14 protein-coding genes are annotated in these 18,278 nt (G+C 43.2%); 2 read left to right on the top strand and 12 right to left on the bottom strand.

The features are described 5' to 3' along the window. Positions 1-26 precede the first annotated feature (26 nt). The 3 genes from OCV20_RS07790 to matP all read right to left on the bottom strand — a co-directional run bounded on the left by OCV20_RS07790 (position 27) and on the right by matP (position 1,231). Positions 27-338 (bottom strand): hypothetical protein, encoded by a 312-nt coding sequence (locus tag OCV20_RS07790; RefSeq protein ID WP_086775758.1) that lies wholly within the window; start codon positions 336-338, stop codon positions 27-29. 105 nt (positions 339-443) lie between these two features. Continuing rightward, positions 444-752, bottom strand: a complete 309-nt coding sequence (locus OCV20_RS07785; protein WP_048615968.1) for a DUF3634 family protein — start codon at positions 750-752, stop codon at positions 444-446. Between the two features lie 23 nt (positions 753-775). Further along, positions 776-1,231, bottom strand: a complete 456-nt coding sequence (gene matP / locus OCV20_RS07780; RefSeq protein ID WP_086775759.1) for a macrodomain Ter protein MatP — start codon at positions 1,229-1,231, stop codon at positions 776-778. 189 nt (positions 1,232-1,420) lie between these two features. Between matP and OCV20_RS07775 the strand changes: the two genes are divergently transcribed. Further along, positions 1,421-3,073, top strand: coding sequence for an AAA family ATPase (locus OCV20_RS07775; protein WP_086775760.1), 1,653 nt, complete (start codon positions 1,421-1,423; stop codon positions 3,071-3,073). A 70-nt stretch (positions 3,074-3,143) separates the two neighbouring features. Further along, a complete protein-coding gene (gene fabA / locus OCV20_RS07770) occupies positions 3,144-3,659 on the top strand; it encodes a bifunctional 3-hydroxydecanoyl-ACP dehydratase/trans-2-decenoyl-ACP isomerase (protein ID WP_017059675.1) in 516 nt (171 codons plus the stop codon). 252 nt (positions 3,660-3,911) lie between these two features. On the opposite strand, the gene rmf is transcribed toward fabA, so the two are convergent. The 9 genes from rmf to OCV20_RS07725 form a co-directional block, all read right to left on the bottom strand. After that, positions 3,912-4,085, bottom strand: coding sequence for a ribosome modulation factor (gene rmf / locus OCV20_RS07765; RefSeq protein ID WP_017059676.1), 174 nt, complete (start codon positions 4,083-4,085; stop codon positions 3,912-3,914). A gap of 161 nt (positions 4,086-4,246) precedes the next feature. Then, positions 4,247-5,962: a DUF3466 family protein gene (locus OCV20_RS07760; protein ID WP_086775761.1), complete on the bottom strand. Its 1,716-nt coding sequence runs from the start codon at positions 5,960-5,962 to the stop codon at positions 4,247-4,249. A gap of 9 nt (positions 5,963-5,971) precedes the next feature. Continuing rightward, the gene (locus OCV20_RS07755) at positions 5,972-7,888 is read right to left on the bottom strand and encodes an ABC transporter ATP-binding protein (protein ID WP_048610939.1); all 1,917 of its coding nucleotides are present in this window, start codon (positions 7,886-7,888) and stop codon (positions 5,972-5,974) included. After that, complete coding sequence (locus tag OCV20_RS07750) at positions 7,866-8,084, bottom strand: glutaredoxin family protein (RefSeq protein WP_048610937.1); 219 nt, start codon at positions 8,082-8,084, stop codon at positions 7,866-7,868. Before OCV20_RS07750 ends, OCV20_RS07755 begins: the two co-directional genes overlap by 23 nt. Positions 8,085-8,151: 67 nt before the next feature. Then, complete coding sequence (gene rlmKL, locus OCV20_RS07745; protein WP_048610935.1) at positions 8,152-10,272, bottom strand: bifunctional 23S rRNA (guanine(2069)-N(7))-methyltransferase RlmK/23S rRNA (guanine(2445)-N(2))-methyltransferase RlmL; 2,121 nt, start codon at positions 10,270-10,272, stop codon at positions 8,152-8,154. A 508-nt stretch (positions 10,273-10,780) separates the two neighbouring features. After that, positions 10,781-11,329, bottom strand: a complete 549-nt coding sequence (locus OCV20_RS07740) for a cell division protein ZapC (RefSeq protein WP_017059680.1) — start codon at positions 11,327-11,329, stop codon at positions 10,781-10,783. 205 nt (positions 11,330-11,534) lie between these two features. Continuing rightward, positions 11,535-12,545, bottom strand: a complete 1,011-nt coding sequence (gene pyrD / locus OCV20_RS07735; RefSeq protein ID WP_017063847.1) for a quinone-dependent dihydroorotate dehydrogenase — start codon at positions 12,543-12,545, stop codon at positions 11,535-11,537. A 332-nt stretch (positions 12,546-12,877) separates the two neighbouring features. Further along, on the bottom strand, positions 12,878-17,719 hold the full coding sequence (locus tag OCV20_RS07730; RefSeq protein WP_086775762.1) for an NAD-glutamate dehydrogenase: 4,842 nt from the start codon (positions 17,717-17,719) through the stop codon (positions 12,878-12,880). A gap of 228 nt (positions 17,720-17,947) precedes the next feature. Continuing rightward, positions 17,948-18,166 (bottom strand): DUF2835 domain-containing protein, encoded by a 219-nt coding sequence (locus tag OCV20_RS07725; protein WP_004733645.1) that lies wholly within the window; start codon positions 18,164-18,166, stop codon positions 17,948-17,950. Positions 18,167-18,278 lie beyond the last annotated feature (112 nt).

Raw genomic sequence — 18,278 nt, 5'->3', positions numbered from 1 at the left:
ATTTAGTTATAGTGCATTGTAAGCGGTTAATACATGACATGTAACCGGATATACTTTTCTGGAAAGCTGTATTTGAACCTTTTCTTCTTCGGCAAGTACTTTTTCGCCTGTTTGCAAACGTTGCTATCACCAGACGTTCTCACCTTTTTGATTCTTGCGTAACCTTTAGAGTGCTTCATCTCAATCATAAGATCGCAATAACCATCGAAATCAACATTGCTCTTGTTGAGCCCTTTCATGACGGTGACTTTGATTTTTTTAGCTACGGGATTAACCAATGCATCGTCGGCAAAAGTAACTGGGGATAAAAAACACAATAGGAATACTAGATATCTCATACTGCTCTCTCTTTGTTGAAGATGAGAACAGTATGCGGAGATTTAAGGAAAGTGAAGGATTAACTTAGTATGAAGATTGACCAGCTAACACGTAACTCTCAACGATTACGCTTTCTTTGAGCCTTTAGACTTAAACCCATTATGCGGAAACACGTTACGAATACGTTGTTGTACGTTTTTAGGCACATCTTTAGTGAACTTGAGATTGTAGCCAGAGCGTTTAGCATACACTTTTAACTCACCTTTAAAGGCGTTGTTGTGACCAATTTCTTGAAGGTTGTGCTTAAAGCTCGGTGGCAGGTGACCTTTAACTTGTTCGATCGCCCCATCGTTAAATTTGATTTTTAATACCGGTCGATCAACAGCAACTAACCAAAAGACCAACGCCGCACCGATTAAGATCACGTACATCATAACGTCACCACTACTGTTGATGATTATTTATCGTCAGAAAGAAGCTTGCTTAAGTCTTCTTTGAGACTGGTTACTGTTTTGCTCGCCTGTTCACTACGGGACGCTTCGCTAACCAAATACTCGATAGCATCTGAGAGCGTACAGCCTAGCTCGTTCGCGCGTTGAGATAGCTTTTCCCATACGCGGTAATCAAGGTCGATTGATTTTTTCTTTGTATGAACTTGTTCAGCATTGAAGTGGCGTTTTCGCTTAGCTCTGATCGCTTGTTTAAGCTTGTTATCGAGCTCAGGAGACATGTTCTTAGATATCCATTCAAGGACACCTGTAGGTTGGTGTTCAAGCTTCAATAAGGCTTTAACAGCAACGTCAGCTTCACTTGAATCAATGTGGCAGGTGATCGACTCGCCTTCTTTCCATTTTTTGACCAGATAGTTCCATTTCCAACCACATTCCAAGTTTTCAAGTTGCTGATATTTCATGTCTAATCTCGAGAGTTAATCCTAGTGACAGCGTAACCCAAAATAGGCTATTTAACAATTATTGTCTTGAAAGAATAGACCAAGATCATACTTATATTAGCTTAGTGATTAGTAACTACAACATAGAGCTACAAGCGAGATCAGTTTTTCTATATACTCCCTACCTCATTATCATAATCAGAAACTTAAATGACTCAAGTAGATTGGCGACATGTTACGCCTCAGTACGACGAATATAGCGCTCAATTAGAGCAATTCCCTGACATCTCGCCTTTCCCGTTTTCAGATATTCAACATAGATTCAAAGATGCGCTAACCCGCTTTGTCCGTTTGTCTAACCTTTCGCGTGTTTTGCTTGTAAACGCTCCAGACAATTCGATCTATCGTCAAATGATTGTTGAATCTCTAGTCACTGCTTTAGATGATCACACTCTACCGGTTATAAAAACTGAGTCTTTAAATGCTGTCTCTCTGTTTGACCAAGTTCAGTCAAAAGACGGTAAGGTTGTAGCGACAAAGCCCGGCCTACTGGCTAGAGCAAACAACGGCTATCTGATCGTTTCAGCAAACTTGATCTTGGCCAACCCAGGAAGCTGGTTACTGCTTAAATCAGCATTGCTTGGTGAAGCCGTAGAGCCAATCAGCAGCAACCCAGAGCACTTGAACCAATCTCCAACTTTGCCTCTGACATACAACATTAAGTTGATTGTGGTTGGAGATAGAGCTCAACTAGGTGACCTTGATTACCTGGACAGAGATATTCAAACCGGTTTTTGCCTATTTAGCGAAATTGAACAAGATATCAAGCTATCTGAAGATACTTTGACTCAATATCTTGGTTACCTTAAGTGGCTTCAACAACGCTATGAATTGCCAACCATCACGCAACAAGCGTTAACGGGCATTCTTACTGCCGGAGCAAGAGAGACTGAAGATCAGAGCTATATTCCATTATGTCCTATTTGGCACAATGCGTTATTGAACGAAGCTTTGATTGAATCCGACAATGGCGAGATTGATATTCACCATATCCAACAAGCTCAACAGCACAAATACAACCGTGAATCGTACCTACCAGAACGCGCTCTTGATGATATTCGAGATGGCCAAGTCATTATCGAAACTGAGGGCGAACAAGTTGGTCAAGTTAATGGTCTGACGGTTATCGATGTTCCAGGACACCCGATCTCTTATGGTGAACCTGCACGAATTTCCTGCGTTATTCACTTTGGTGATGGTGACATTGCCGACGTTGAGCGCAAAGCCGAACTGGGTGGTAATCTTCATGCTAAAGGTATGATGATCATGCAAGCATTTGTGAGCAGCGCACTAAACCTTGAAGATCCGTTGCCATACGCTGCTTCTGTTGTGTTTGAGCAATCGTATTGCGAAGTCGATGGCGATAGTGCTTCTCTAGCGGAACTGTGCTCTCTGGTGAGTGCTTTGTCTGAATACCCTATCAATCAACAAATTGCGGTTACAGGTGCAGTTGACCAATTTGGTCGTGTACAAGCGGTTGGCGGGCTAAACGAGAAAATCGAAGGCTTCTACCATGTGTGTAAGCACAACGGCTTAACAGGCGAACAAGGTGTGATCCTTCCAAGATCGAACTTAAGACATCTTGCACTAAAGCCTGACCTTATTGAAAGCATTAAGAATGAAGAATTCCATATTTGGTCTGTGTCTAATGTAGACGAAGCAATTCCACTCATTATGAACAAACCATTTAGAGACGATGAACAAGAAAGCGTTCTGAGCAAAATCGCGGAACGTATTGAAAACTTTGAAAGACATGAGCACCCTATTGGAATCGTTGGACGCATTAAAAACTGGTTTGTCTAGTACTGATCGGACTTGTTTAGCGTACACCTGTTCACTAATATGCACCTATCAAAAATCGGAGTAATTGATAATGCAAAACAAACGTGATTCTTACACTCGCGAAGAGCTTCTAGCATCAAGCCAAGGCGAACTATGGCCACAAGGCCCTCAACTACCAGCACCGAACATGCTAATGATGGATCGCATCACTAAGATGTCTGAAACTGAAGGTGATTATGGTAAAGGTTTAGTTCTTGCTGAGCTGGATATTACTCCTGACCTATGGTTCTTCGATTGTCACTTCCCGGGTGACCCAGTAATGCCTGGTTGTCTAGGCCTTGACGCAATGTGGCAGCTAGTTGGCTTCTACCTTGGTTGGGTTGGCGGCGAAGGTAAAGGTCGTGCTCTAGGTGTTGGCGAAGTGAAATTCACTGGTCAAATTCTACCTACTGCGAAAAAAGTAACTTACGAGATCCACATGAAGCGTGTTGTTAACCGTCGCCTAGTTATGGGCCTTGCGGATGGTCGCGTACTTGTTGATGGTAAAGAGATCTATGTTGCTAAAGATCTGAAAGTTGGCCTTTTCCAAGATACGTCAGCATTCTAATCTGTTAGTTAGATTTTTAGTAAAGCAGCCCATGGCTGCTTTATTTTCGCTCCAATAAATTTAGTTATAGTGCATTAAAATATCCCGTATTAAGCTTGAAACAGGATAAATCCACCAGCGATACGCTTATGATAGCGAAACTAGAATGCTACATAGCTCTGGGAGTCTTTGTGTTGTTCTGAAACTAACAAGGCTCCAGCCGTTGTAATCAACAGACAATGGAGCCCTGACCTTGAATTCTTTACGCCCTATCTACTTATAGAGACCTGATTGCTTATCATCTTTGGCATCACGCCAACCACCTAACCAATAAGACCGAGAATCCATTTGGCTATATGGGCAAGCTTCTTGCGACCGTCCATTTAAACCAGCCTTGTAACCTTGAGATTGTGCTCGTTCTAGTCGATCACGCTTTTGTCTCTTCATAGTGCAGTCCTCATACGGGTGTTCCATTTACTAACATACAATGATTACAACTTTGCGGAGTTTTTGTTACTCCAACTTTAAGAATCGATCAGATTTTCACTTTTCTCAAGGCGAAAAAAAGCCCGAGTTCAGAATTGTGAACTCGGGCTCAAGAGATAAAATTATTTAAATTTTCTGCGGAACCCTAACAGACCAAGCACAGTCAAAGTTAACCAACCTAGGCTACCACCTTGGCGATCTACTTTCTCGGTATCTGCGCTACGAGTTTGAATATCATCTTTAGTTGCACCAGCAATTGGAACCAGTTTAACGGCTACAACCTCTTCTACCGCGTTAGACGAAGCGCCACCACAGTAAGAGTTGTGTGATGTTGTATCATACGCTTGTGCCTTGCCACCCACGGTACATTTTATAGCAGTACCAGAGATAACACCTGCATCATTAATATCTGTTGCATCAATAATTCGGAAATAGTTATTAGCATCAGAGTAGTCTTGACCATCAGCATTTGCACCATTGGTCAGATCATCTAGCCACCAAGCCTGATTGTTAAATACTGCGTCAACTCTCACATTATTTGGAGCCTCAACAGCATAAGGGTAAATAAAACCACGGTGTCTACGCTCGCTGCCATCTACTTCACGAGTCGTCTCAGCGTCAATCTGGCCAACAAACTCATTGAAATTGTTTACCGCTTTAGCTTCACCACTTGAACCACCAAAGAAGATACCACCAGACAAGTACGTTGCTGTTGGGTTTTTGGCATCGGTTACAACGAAAGGCTTATTACCTGCACTACCGCTCTCTGGTACATAACCATTACGCTTAGAATAACCAACCGCGAACAAATTATCGTTGATGTCAGTCGCTACAGAGTTACTGTATCTAGCATCATCGTTGGACGAGCCAGACTTAACCTCTGCACCGCTAATAATTTTAGTTGTCCAAGTAGCTCCTGAAATATCTAATGAGTTACTCACAAAGACACTTGCGTTCATGTCTTGTAGGTCATTGTTACCATTAGCGGTATCAAACCCTACACCATATAATTTACCATCGTTCTCAACAAGACCACGCATACTGCCCTGGGCAAAGTAATCTCCTTCCTGAGCATTCCCCCCACGAGTCCAGTCAAACTCGTGTACTTCACCATCTTTCCAGATAGCAGCTTTAGAGCTGAATGTCGTATCGGAAGTATCCGTTTTAGGTCCTTTAACAGAAATACTACCAAAATTGTAAACGATGTCTGCAGTACCATCATTAACGGTTAGAGCGCCCCAAGCACGTGATTCAGATGAGGCTGTAAGAGGCACTGTTGTAACCGCATTGTAACGAATGTCGTTACCGTTTGACTCAATACCAAGTGGTGCACCTGATTCATCCAGAGCGGTAATTGCTACATTGTAAGGACTTATAGAGCTACCGTTATCAATAAAAGCTTTCGCGTTTACATAACTAAGGTCGCTTTCTTTACTCCAAGTAGCCCAACGATTGTCTGCCCAACTTTCACAAGTAGAATATCTAAGCTCACGGTAGCAGTAGTTTTCAAAGTCATCACGTTCTTGAATGTATTGGAACGGTGCATCCATAGCAAACGGAACTTCTTCGCGATAACCGATTCCATCAACTGCATTGCGAGTTTCACCAGCTAATTTGAAGCTGTCACATGCCACCCCACCGACAGTACCAGTAGTAAAACAACTCTCTGTCCCAGAAACAGTCGCTGGCTGAATAGCTACACCAAATATCTCAGATATTTCAGGTTCATCAGCAAAAGAAGGCGTTACTTCCACTACCTTATAAAGCGCAGCGTTCGCGTTAGTTGCAGCAAAAACTAATGCTGCAACTGTAGTTAATTTAAATTTAGTACAAGTCATTATTACTTCTTAACTTTCCTGTTGTAGTGCCTCGAGCTCTTCCCAGCGCTCAAAAGCAACTTCAAGCTCCTGCTCTGCTGCAGATAGCTTATCTAATACTGGTTGTGTCTGCTCTACAGATTTTGAAAAGAAGCTTGGATCGTTGACTTCTTCCTGAAGAGTTTCAATTTGAGTTTCCAATTCTTCTAAACGCATTGGTAGCGCTTCTAGTTCTCGTTGTAGCTTATACGATAACTTCTTAGGTTTAGCCTTAACTGGCGCAGTTTTGGGAGTTTCCTCAACTACTTTCTCAGGCTTTGATGGCTTTTCAACCTGTCGGTACTCTAATGCTTGCTTTCTTTGCTGCTGAGCATCGTGATAACCACCAACAAATTCTTCAATCACACCGTTACCTTCGAAGATCCAACTTGTCATAACGGTGTTATCAACAAACTGACGATCGTGGCTCACTAAAAGAAGCGTACCCTGATAGTTGGCAAGCAAATCTTCTAAAAGTTCCAAAGTTTCGATATCTAGATCGTTGGTTGGCTCATCGAGAATCAATAAGTTGTTCGACTTAAGGAAGATACGAGCTAATAACAGACGGTTTTTCTCACCACCAGATAGCGCTTTAACAGGAGTACGAGCACGTTTAGGAGAGAATAAGAAATCTTGTAAGTAGCTTAGTGCATGACGCTCACGGCCGCCTACTGTCACTTCTTGCTTACCATCCGCTAGGTTATCAATTACAGACTTCTCAGGGTCTAGGATTTCGCGGTATTGGTCGAAATAAGCCACTTCAAGTTTAGTACCACAATGCAGACGACCTGAATCAGGCTTAAGCTGGTCAAGAAGTAGTTTAAGTACTGTACTCTTACCACACCCGTTAGGACCAATCAGAGCGATACGATCGCCACGCATAATGTTAAAGCTAAAGTCCTTAACAATTTCTTTGCCTTCAAAGCCAAAGTTAAGATTCTCAGCTTCAAATACAATCTTGCCTGAACGCTGGCCATCGTCGATTTGGATAATCGCTTTGCCCTGTACTTCACGACGGTTCAAACGTTCTTCACGTAGCTTCTTAAGCGCACGTACGCGGCCTTCATTACGAGTTCGACGAGCTTTAATGCCTTGACGAATCCATACTTCTTCTTGAGCAAGCTTCTTATCAAATTCAGCGTTTTGCATCTCTTCGACACGTAACGCTTCTTCTTTATCTAACAGGTAGTTTTCGTAATCGCCAGGGAACGAGCTCAACTTACCACGATCAAGATCAACAATGCGTGTTGCCATCGATTTGATGAAAGCACGGTCATGCGAGATAAAGATGATTGAACCACGGAAGTCTTTCAGGAAGCCTTCTAACCATTCGATTGTCGCAACATCCAAGTGGTTAGTCGGTTCGTCAAGTAGAAGCACGTCTGGGTCACATACAAGCGCACGAGCAAGCGCCGCTTTACGCTGCCAACCACCAGATAAATCAGTCAGTTTTGTTTCAGCAGTGAGTTTAAGCGCAGCCATTACGTTACTTACGCGATCTTCAAAGCGCCATGCGTTCGCATGATCCAGTTGCTCTTGAACGCGAGTAAGGCGGTTTAGGTTCTTTTCGCTAGGGTCAGTACCGATGAGATCCAGAAGATCATGATAGATCTTCAACTGTTCGCCGATTTCCGCTAGGCCACCTGCAACGTAATCATAAACGGTGCCTTCTTCATTACGCGGTGGATCTTGCTCAAGGCGAGATACAACCACATCTTGTGTGATTTGCATCTTGCCGTCGTCCATGATGATGTTCCCAGACAGGATTTTCATCAATGTAGACTTACCAGCGCCATTGCGCCCTACTAAACACACACGTTCGTTTTCTTGCAGTGCAAAATCCGCACGATCTAATAACGGGTGATCGCCAAACGCTAATTGCCCGTTATGAATTGTAAGTAATGCCATTCTTCTTTAACCAATCATTAAGTTCTAACAAGCCAAATGGCCAGTTAAGCTCTGAGCTTTGAGAAAGATCAGAGCTTTCAAATTTGAGCACCGGAATAGTGACCCCGTAACGGGAAAAGAGCTCATCATCAAATGCAATGTCGACAACGTTGACGTGATGGCTAATGTTTAACTGTTCCGTGAGTTTGAATGCCATCTCACATAGATGGCACCCTTCTGTACTGTAGAGAGTCAGCACTATATATCCTTATACAATCTCTTAATTACTTATGTGTAATCAACCAGCAGTTATGAATGTGCTTATTGCGAGAGAAGTCCAATGGAAGCGTCTTAGCTGAGATATTCTGAGCTTTAAGACCTAACGCTTCTAGACCTTCTAGATCCATTTTGAAGTGACGTTTGTTGTTAGAGAACACAATCGTGCCTTCTTCACGAAGAAGACGCTTAAGGTTTTCCATCAACTGAATGTGATCACGTTGAACATCGAAAGATTGATCCATACGCTTAGAGTTTGAGAACGTAGGTGGATCAATAAAGATCAGGTCGTAAGAACCCTGCTCTTTAACCAACCACTGTAAGCAGTCAGCTTGAACAAACTGGTGTTGACGACCAACACGACCGTTAAGCTCCATGTTCTGTTTTGCCCACTCAAGGTAGGTATTCGACATATCAACCGTTGTTGTAGAGCGTGCGCCACCCACTGCAGCATGAACAGATGCACTGCCCGTGTAAGCAAACAGGTTTAGGAAGTCTTTGCCAGCAGCCATCTCACCAATACGACGACGAGTGATCTTATGATCTAAGAACAAGCCTGTATCTAGGTAATCATGAAGATTAACAATCAGCTTAACGCCGTATTCGTTCACTTCTAGGTTAGATGAGTCTTGAGCCATCTTTTGGTATTGAGAACGGCCTTTCTGCTTCTGACGAACCTTAAGAACCACGTTGTTTGCTTCAACGCCCGTTACTTGAATAGAAGCACGGATAATATCGGTTAGGCGACGTTTTGCTTTGTCTTCCGGTACATCTTTAGGCGCTGCGTATTCTTGAATCACAAGGTGACCTGGGTATACGTCAATCGCTACATTGTATTCTGGTAAGTCCGCATCGTAGATACGGTAACAATCTAATTGCTCTTTCTTAGCCCACTTGCCAATTTTACCGATGTTCTTTTTAAGACGGTTTGCAAAGTCAGGAGCAATCAGCTGTTCTTGCTCGCCTGTTGGACGCTCTGACATCGGACGATCTGAAATTGAGTAGTTCTTTTGGTGACACGGTAACGCACCGTTGTTCAATTTGAACTGTTTGTCTGCACGCATGCGTAAACAACTCAGTAGTTCGTCTGAACTAGAGAAGATAGACGCGTTACAACCGCCAAATTCAGCTTTAAGCTGCGCGCCGAACGCCGTGTAAAGTGCAATAAGACCCGGCTCTGTACCAAGACGCTCACCATAAGGTGGGTTAGAAACAATCACACCATCAGTAAACTCGGTAGGACGCTTAAGTTTTGCAGCATCACCTACTTCGAATTCAATCAACTCTTCAACACCAGCACGACGAGCATTGTCACGCGCTGTTTTGATCATGCGTTCGTCATTGTCATAGCCATAGAACTTACATTCTACTTTCTTAACGCCACGACGGCCTTGAACGTTCGCTTCCGCTTTCACTTCAGCCCAAAGCTCTGGTTCGAAATCTTCTAGTGATTCAAAACACCACTTCTGGCGTTTAACACCTGGAGCCATATTTGCAGCCATCATAGCCGCTTCAATCACTAACGTACCTGAACCACACATAGGATCTAGGAAAGGCTTAGTCGCATCCCAACCACTACGAAGAAGAATAGCTGCAGCAAGTGTTTCACGCAGAGGTGCACGACCTGATTCTGGACGGTAACCACGTTGGTGAAGACCGCTGCCCACCATGTCAACACCAAGAATCGCTTTATCACGGTGTAGACGAACGTGAATGCGAATGTCTGGGTTCTCTTTGCTGATAGAGGGACGAGGTAGAGACTTCTTCTCGAAGCAATCAACAACGGCATCTTTTACTTTCATCGCACCGTATTGGCTATTGCGGATTTCGTTGTTCGTACCATTGAAGTCAACAACAAAACGCTTAGAGCTATGGAATTGATTTACCCAGTTAACCGCAGTGGTTGATAGGTACAAATCCATGTCGTCCATACAAGTGAATTCAGAAAGGACACGTACAAATCGAGAAGCCAAACGGCTCCACAAACAACAACGATAAATTTGCTCATTGGTGGCTTTGAATTTAACACCTGCTTGAACAGGTTTTGCGTTTGTAATCCCTAGTTGGGTTAGTTCTTCAACTAATAAATTCTCAAGGCCATTTGAGGTAACCGCTAGATATTGATTCATAGTGTTCTTTTATTGATAAAAATGAGCTCGATTATACCTGAATTTGTTACTAGAGCATCACACTAAACTCGTCTTTTCATTGAATCTTTCTTCTAACTGGCTAGCAAACGCACAGTGTTGAAGCGATCGCTTACCCACATCCCCTTAGAACATAAGACTTATCAAACCAACACGATTCATGAGCAAATCCCTGCCAAAGCGACAATGTGAATTTATATTCACCCCTAAATTGGTATATACCAAACGAAATTTAAGGGTGAAAGTTAGCTACAAAAGGACAAAAACAGGGAATAAAGATGGGCAAATTATACTTCTGAAGATAAAAACAGGCAGAAATTAAGGTGAAAAAATAGTCGTAAGTTCACTATTTAAATGGATAAGCAGTGATGTATTTATCAGGTTGAGGTTTTTTAGGCACAAAAAAATCGGCTAATGAGCCGATTTTGGGGAAGATTTGACAGGTTGATGCGTTGCGATGTGTGTGAGAAATGATGGACTAGATTGAAGGTTAACCGACCATCGCAATGTGCGTTTGATGAAGAATAGCGTTCGCGTCTATCATTCTATCGTGCATGACCTTAATTGAGTCGCCAAAGCGTAACCCTTTTGAAGGTGTAAGCAGAAACTCTTCTAGGTCGACAAATGCACATAGGCTCGCACACTCTCCCACTTCTAATACAATGAAATACCCTAAGCTATGCTCGTTATTCATTTGTACGATATCCCCTTCTTGAGGGTATTCGTGGCCAGCGCCCTGTGAGTCGAAGAACCAACTCTTAGGCTGTACAGGCTTGTGGAAGCGTTTTGCTGCCACGCAATAAAGCGCGAGTTCAGCTTGGCGAGGCTCTGACAGTTCTAAGCCAGAAATTTGTTCTTTGAAGGTTTGGTATGAAGATGCGTCATCAACGGTGAATTCATTATCTCTAAACGCGCAGTCCACCAGCTTATTGCGGACCAGATTCGTTTTGAAAATCATATCCTCTCCGAGGTTTAGCATTAATGAACATTGTTGCTCATCGTAATACCAACTCCATGTATCGCTAGGTTTAAGCATCATTTCGTCTCACACTGTTGAACCATTCCATTAGGTAAAACGCAAAATTACCTTCAATTACAGTAATTTTACTGAGCAATAGGCAAAAAAAAAGAGGAAATGAATTCCTCTTTCTTATCGCTTTTCTCTACAACTCAGTGAGTTACAGTGTCTCTTTTAGTAAGACGATGCCAGATTGTCGCTTTTCAAAAATAAAAGCAATTTCAGCTTATAGATTTTTAACGATGTCGCCAACTAGGCCTGGGCCTTTGTAGATGAAACCAGAGTAAACCTGTACAAGCTTAGCGCCCGCCATCATTTTCTCTTTTGCAGCAACATACGAGTCAACACCACCTACTCCAATGATCGGCAGTTTGTCACCCAGCTCTTCGTGAAGTTTACGAACTACTTCAGTGCTACGAGATTGAACTGGACGTCCACTTAGGCCACCCGCTTCATCGCAATGTTTCATGCCTTCAACGATTGAACGATCCAATGTTGTGTTTGTTGCGATCACACCATCGATCTTATTTTTGATCAATGATTCACAAATTTGGCGAATTTCGTCGTCGCTTAGATCCGGAGCAATCTTAAGAGCAAGAGGAACATATTTACCATGCTTCTCTTCCAGTTCAGATTGTTTCGTTTTAAGTTCAGACAATAGATCGTCTAGAGCTTCGCCGTATTGTAGAGAACGAAGTCCTGGAGTGTTTGGTGAAGAGATGTTCACAGCAATGTAACCAGCGTATTGATATACCTTCTCCATACAGATCAAGTAATCTTCGGCGCCCTTTTCAATTGGTGTGTCTTTATTCTTACCGATGTTAATGCCTAAGATGCCATCGTAGTTCGACTTCTTAACATTCTCAACAAGGTTATCGACACCTAGGTTGTTAAAACCCATGCGGTTGATGATACCTTCAGCTTCAACAAGACGGAATAAACGAGGTTTGTCGTTACCCGCTTGTGGACGTGGAGTCACTGTTCCTACTTCTACGAAACCAAAACCCATTGCGCCAAATGCATCGATACATTCGCCGTTTTTATCTAGGCCGGCAGCTAAGCCAACTGGGTTTTTAAAAGTAAGACCCATGCACTCTACAGGTCGGTGAGGTAATTGTTGGCGATACAAAAGATCAATAGGTGTGCCTGTGAAGCGCTTGAAATTTTGAATTGCAAGATCATGTGCCTTTTCGGCATCAAGTTGGAAAAAGCCAGTTCTGGCTAGACGGTAAAGCATTGTGCCTCCGATAGAAAAAAGCCCCGTGTAAACGGGGCGATATTATTTACTTATTTACCCAACTATTCAATCTATTACTGTCTGTAAGGGTAAGATAATCGAGTTTGCTAACGAATGAGGTTCATTATTAAGCAAACGTTATCGTTTTCTTCAGGTTATTAGCCCATTTCTAATCACAACCTTAGTACAGCCACCAGCTCACTTAACAACAAACAACGTGTGCGTCGAAATTGGTTCTTCAAAAATCGTTAGGCCTATTGTTTCCACTTTACCGAAACGAAAAAGGCAGACCTTGTGGCCTGCCCTTATAGTTTTTCGTCTTAATCTAGTGACTAATCTTTCGACATACAGTTTAGATTCAACAGCATCAATTCACGCAGTGCTACTGAGAACTTAGCAAACTCATGAACAGAACCCACTTTGAATTCGTTAAGGATGCTTTCCCAACGATGTAGAGAAACAGAGTTACTTTCCATCCAGTCATCAAGCGCTTTAATCACATCGATATCTGAAGCACAACCACAGTTAAGTACTTGGCCAGTTAACTGACGTTGCTGCCAATCCAGATCTTCTCTGAATGCTGCACGCGCCAGTGCTTGCCAGTTGTTGTCTACAGCTTGGCCATTGATTTGCTTCAAGAACCAGTGCAGTGACAAACGGTCGCCTAGGTTGAAGTAAAGCTTAGACGCTTGCTGTACTGTTTTACCTGTTTCACGAGCCACTGTGGATATATCCAGTGCAGAGTACAGGCTAGACAAACGAGCCACTGAATTAGCCAGCTCAGCGTTTACACCTTGGTCAATCCATAGTTGAGCCATTGCTTGATGCTCTTCTACTTCTGATGCTACTAGGTTTTCATCAAGCTTCTCAGTAATCGCAACGACATCACCTTGGTAAAGCTCAATCAATGCATTCACTGACTGTTTACCGGTACGGTTTCTTAGCAACCAGCGTGCTAGACGGCGAAGTGTACGACGTACATGGTAAAGCAATTCGTATTGAGCTTCAGAACTTGAGATGTTGTCCAGTTCACGAATGCTCTTCAATACCTTACCCAGACCGTAGATTTCACGTGATGCCGCGTAAGCATTCGCAATATCAACAATGTTAGCGCCCGTCTCTTCTTGCAAGCGAGTCACGAAGTTGCAGCCCATCTCGTTAACCATTTGGTTAGCAAGCGCAGTCGCAATGATCTCTGCACGAAGTGGATGGCTATCCATGTGCTGAGAGTAGTTACGGCGTAACTCTGTTGGGAAGTATTGCATCAGTTGTTGAGCATGGAACTCATCATTCGCAATATCATCACTCACAAGATCTTCTTTTAGAACCATTTTACCGTAAGCGATCAATACTGATAGTTCAGGTCTTGTTAGTGCTTGGCCCTGCTTCTCACGTTCTAGCAGCGTTTCGTCATCTGGGATGTATTCCAAACCGCGGTCTAAGTACCCTGCTTTTTCCATTGTGTGGATAAAGCGGATTTGCTCTTTCACTAAGCCAACACCTTGATGCTCAGTAACAGAGATAGACTCAGCTTGGCAGTAAGCGTCGTCTAGTACGATTTCGCCTACTTCGTCTTCCATAGATTCAAGAACTTGGTTACGTTGTTTAACTGTTAGATCACCATTAGACACCAAGCCATTCAAGAAGATCTTAATGTTAACTTCGTTATCCGAGCAATCTACACCACCAACGTTATCTACAAAGTCAGTATTAACTCTACCGCCCGTTAGAGCGTATTCAATACGACCCAATTGAGTCATACCCAAGTTACCGCCCTCACCAACAACCTTAGCTTTCAGATCACGGCCGTCGATACGTAGCACGTCATTTGCACGGTCACCCACATCGGTATGAGTCTCACTAGAAGACTTAACGTAAGTACCAATACCGCCGTTCCAAAGTAGATCAACCTTCATAGACAAGATCGCTTTGATCAAGTCATTTGGTGCCATTGATGCTTTCTTGGTGCCGAGTATTTTCTGAATTTCAGGTGTTAGAGAGATAGACTTCGCTCGACGAGAGAAGATGCCACCACCCTGAGAAATCAGGTCTTTATTGTAATCTTCCCAGCTTGAACGAGGCAGATTAAACAGACGGTCACGCTCTACCCAGCTTGATGCCGACTCTGGATTCGGGTCAATGAAGATGTGCATGTGGTTAAACGCAGCTTGTAAGCGAATGTGCTTAGATAGCAGCATACCGTTACCAAATACGTCACCCGCCATATCACCCACACCAATGGCAGTGAAGTCTGTGCTTTGACAGTTGATACCCATTTCGCGGAAGTGACGTTTAACCGATTCCCAGCCACCTTTTGCCGTGATACCCATGGCTTTGTGGTCGTAACCGTTAGATCCACCTGATGCAAACGCATCACCTAGCCAGAAGTTGTACTCTTCCGCTACTGAGTTCGCTAGATCTGAGAATGTCGCGGTGCCTTTATCGGCTGCAACAACCAAGTATGGGTCATCTTCATCGTGACGAACAACGCTGTTAGGTGGGATAACCTCACCTTCAATGATGTTGTCTGAAACGTCTAGCAATGCACGGATGAAGCGCTTGTAACAACGTTGGCCTTCAGAAAAGATCTCGTCTCGGCCAGACATCATGTGTTGACGCTTACAAACGAAACCACCTTTAGCACCAACAGGAACAATCACAGTGTTCTTCACTTGTTGTGCTTTAACTAGGCCTAGAATCTCAGTACGGAAATCCTCTTGACGGTCTGACCAACGTAAACCACCACGTGCTACTTTACCGCCACGTAGATGCACACCTTCAATGTCTGGTGCGTAAACGAAGATCTCAAACGCAGGAACCGGCGCTGGGATATCTGGAATCTCGCTTGGTCTCATTTTCAGAGCTAGCCAAGGTTTAGACTGCTTGTTCTCGTCTACTTGGTAGTAGTTAGTACGAAGCGTTGCAGTGATCATTTCCATGTAGCGACGAATGATACGATCGTCATCCAAGCTTTCTACATGATCCAACTGTTCAGTGATCTTCTTAATAAGATCTTGTTGGCCTTTTGCGCTGCCCTTCAGTTTCGGGTCAAAACGCTTGCCGAATAAGCTCACTAACCCTTTTGCTAAATCTGGGTAATGAGACAATGTGTCTTCAATGTATTGTTGGCTGAATGGGAAACCCACTTGACGCATGTAACGAGCATAAGCACGTAAGATTGAGATTTCACGGCCAGAAAGACCAGCGCCCAATACCAAACGGTTGAAACCATCGCTGTCTAACTCACCCGCCCAAATTGCCGCAAAAGCTTGTTGGAAAAGATCACGAGCTTCACGAAGATCAATTGTCTTGTCGCTCTTGTGCAGCATAGAGAAATCAAGGATCCAATATGTCACACCATTGGTTTTGCGCACTTCATATGGAGATTCACCGATAACGCGCAGGCCAAAGTTTTCAAGCATTGGCATTACATCAGAAAGGTGAATTGGCTCATCACTGTGGTAGAACAACTTCAAACGAACTGCTTTAGAGTCTGCCGCTTCTTCTTGCGGACGGTAGAAAAGCATACCCAGTTTGTTGTCTTCGCTTAGTGCTTCTAAACGCTCGATGTCCGCTACGGCTGAACCTGGCATCATGTCTTCTTTGTACGAACGTGGGAATGCACGCATGTACTCTTTCGACAATGGAAGCCCTTTGCTCTCACCGAAGTTTGCAATGATTGATTCAGACAAGCGGTCATCCCAAGTAGACGATACTTCCATTAAATTTTGCTCAATTGTTTTCACGTCCACATCCATGTTGTTGTTATCAACACGAACAATATAGTGCGTTCTCGCCAGTGGGCTTTCAGAGAAGTAAGTTGTGAATTCGACTTCTTCTTCACAACCAAAGTACTGCTTCAAGATGCGTTGTGTTTGGCGGCGAAGTTCAGTGTTGTAACGATCTTTTGTTACGTAAACCATACAGCTGAAGAAACGGCCAAACGGGTCTTTGCGAACGAACAGACGCAGAAGATCACGATCTTGCATTTGAACTACGCCTGTACCCACTTCAAGTAACTCTTCTTCTCGAGCTTGAAGCAGTTCATCACGTGGGTAGTTTTCAAGAATATTGTGCAGAGCTTTGTAAGAGTATGAACCCTCACGGTAACCACTCGCGTCTAAGATACGTTCTACTTTCTCGCGAACTAGAGGAATCGTTTCAACGGTTTGGTTATAAACAGCAGAAGTATAAAGACCAGTGAAGCGATGCTCACCAATTACCTTACCGTTCTTATCGAATTTCTTAATACCGATGTAGTCGTTGTAAGCTGGGCGGTGAATGCGTGAAGCCGTGTTGCCCTTCGTTACGATAAGTACATACGGTTTCTTCGCTTCTAAACGTGCCGAGTCCGAAAACTCAGACAGCTTAACGTTGCGTACACGATCTGAATTCGCGAACAAACCAAGGCCTTGCTCCTTAGTCGGTTGCAGTTCAGTATCACCATTTACAGACACAAGGTCGTATTCCTTGTAACCCATAAACGTAAAGTTGTGCTCGCCTAACCAACGAAGGAAAGCCAGAGTTTCATCGAAGCGTTGGCCGTCTACTGGAATGGTCTCTTTTTGCTGTTCAACTTGATTGGTCACTTCTTTAAGTTTTTCAACCATATTCAACCAATCGTTCACGACTAAGCTCGTGTCGGTAAAAATATCCAGCAGTTCCGTTTTAAGCGCTGTCATTTCAGCTTTGCTGCTAAGACGGTCAACTTCGATATGGAAAAGAGATTGGAATGCACCTTCGTTATTGCTAACACCGACAACACTGCCCTTATCTGAGCGAGAGATTTGTGTTGGGTTATGAAGCATAAGGTGAGAAGAAAGGTCGAGGCGAGTCAATGCCATTTTTACAGAATCAACGAGGAATGGGCTATCTGGTACCACTATCTCAACGATAGTGTGAGTAGACTGCCAACCTTGACGACTTACTGTCGGGTTAAAAACACGAACAGAGATTTCGTCGGCTTTCTTTTCATTGATGTGATGCCATAAGCTAACTACAGCACCATATAAATCGGATTCGTTTCTCTGAGTCAGATCGTCGTGAGAAACGTTACTAAACAAGTGTTGAGCAAGTTGAGTTACGAGAGGTCGATGAGCAAGGTCAAGTTTGTCTTGAATCAGCTTGTAAACTTTTTCAAGTAAAACTGGAACCACAGTTTCACGTGCGGTCATAGTCACACTCCACAATTAGAATTATATTTTATTATTAGGGGGATCACTTAATCTGGTGTTTGAAACGTGCCGTAGAGCGCTTTTCTACTAACGAGTTAAGCAAAGGTAATGCATTCATTTATTGTAAAAGCATTATTGAAAAATAGTTAATTGTTTTAGAGGTGGTAAGAGGTGAAATGTTTGATTATGTGATTAAGATTCCTTTTAACTCACTAGGCACGCCAAGGTTTACAGAGCTTCTAACTTAATAAACTTATTTTTTTGGTCAGTTGTCAGCCTAAACTGCCCTCTAACCCCTATTTGTGTAAGAAATGGTCTGAACCGAGTTGCAGGTAACTGTAAGCGCAAACCTGTTGTTGTTATCACTTGAACTTTACTTGCCGCACCAGAATAGCTGGCCAAAAACTGCTGATATGAGATGTTTAGTTGGAAAATATAGCGATTCATACGATACCTGCATAAATATACAGTGCCGGTATTTTTTGGCACTTAACGATGTCTGACGGTGAAACTGAGCTTAAAAACTTCTCTAGCTTATCGAAAATTCGATGAACCAGAA

It is taken from the genome of Vibrio coralliirubri (genome assembly GCF_024347375.1).
Classification (GTDB): Bacteria; Pseudomonadota; Gammaproteobacteria; order Enterobacterales; family Vibrionaceae; genus Vibrio; species Vibrio coralliirubri.
This window is presented reverse-complemented; position numbering and strand designations above follow the sequence as displayed.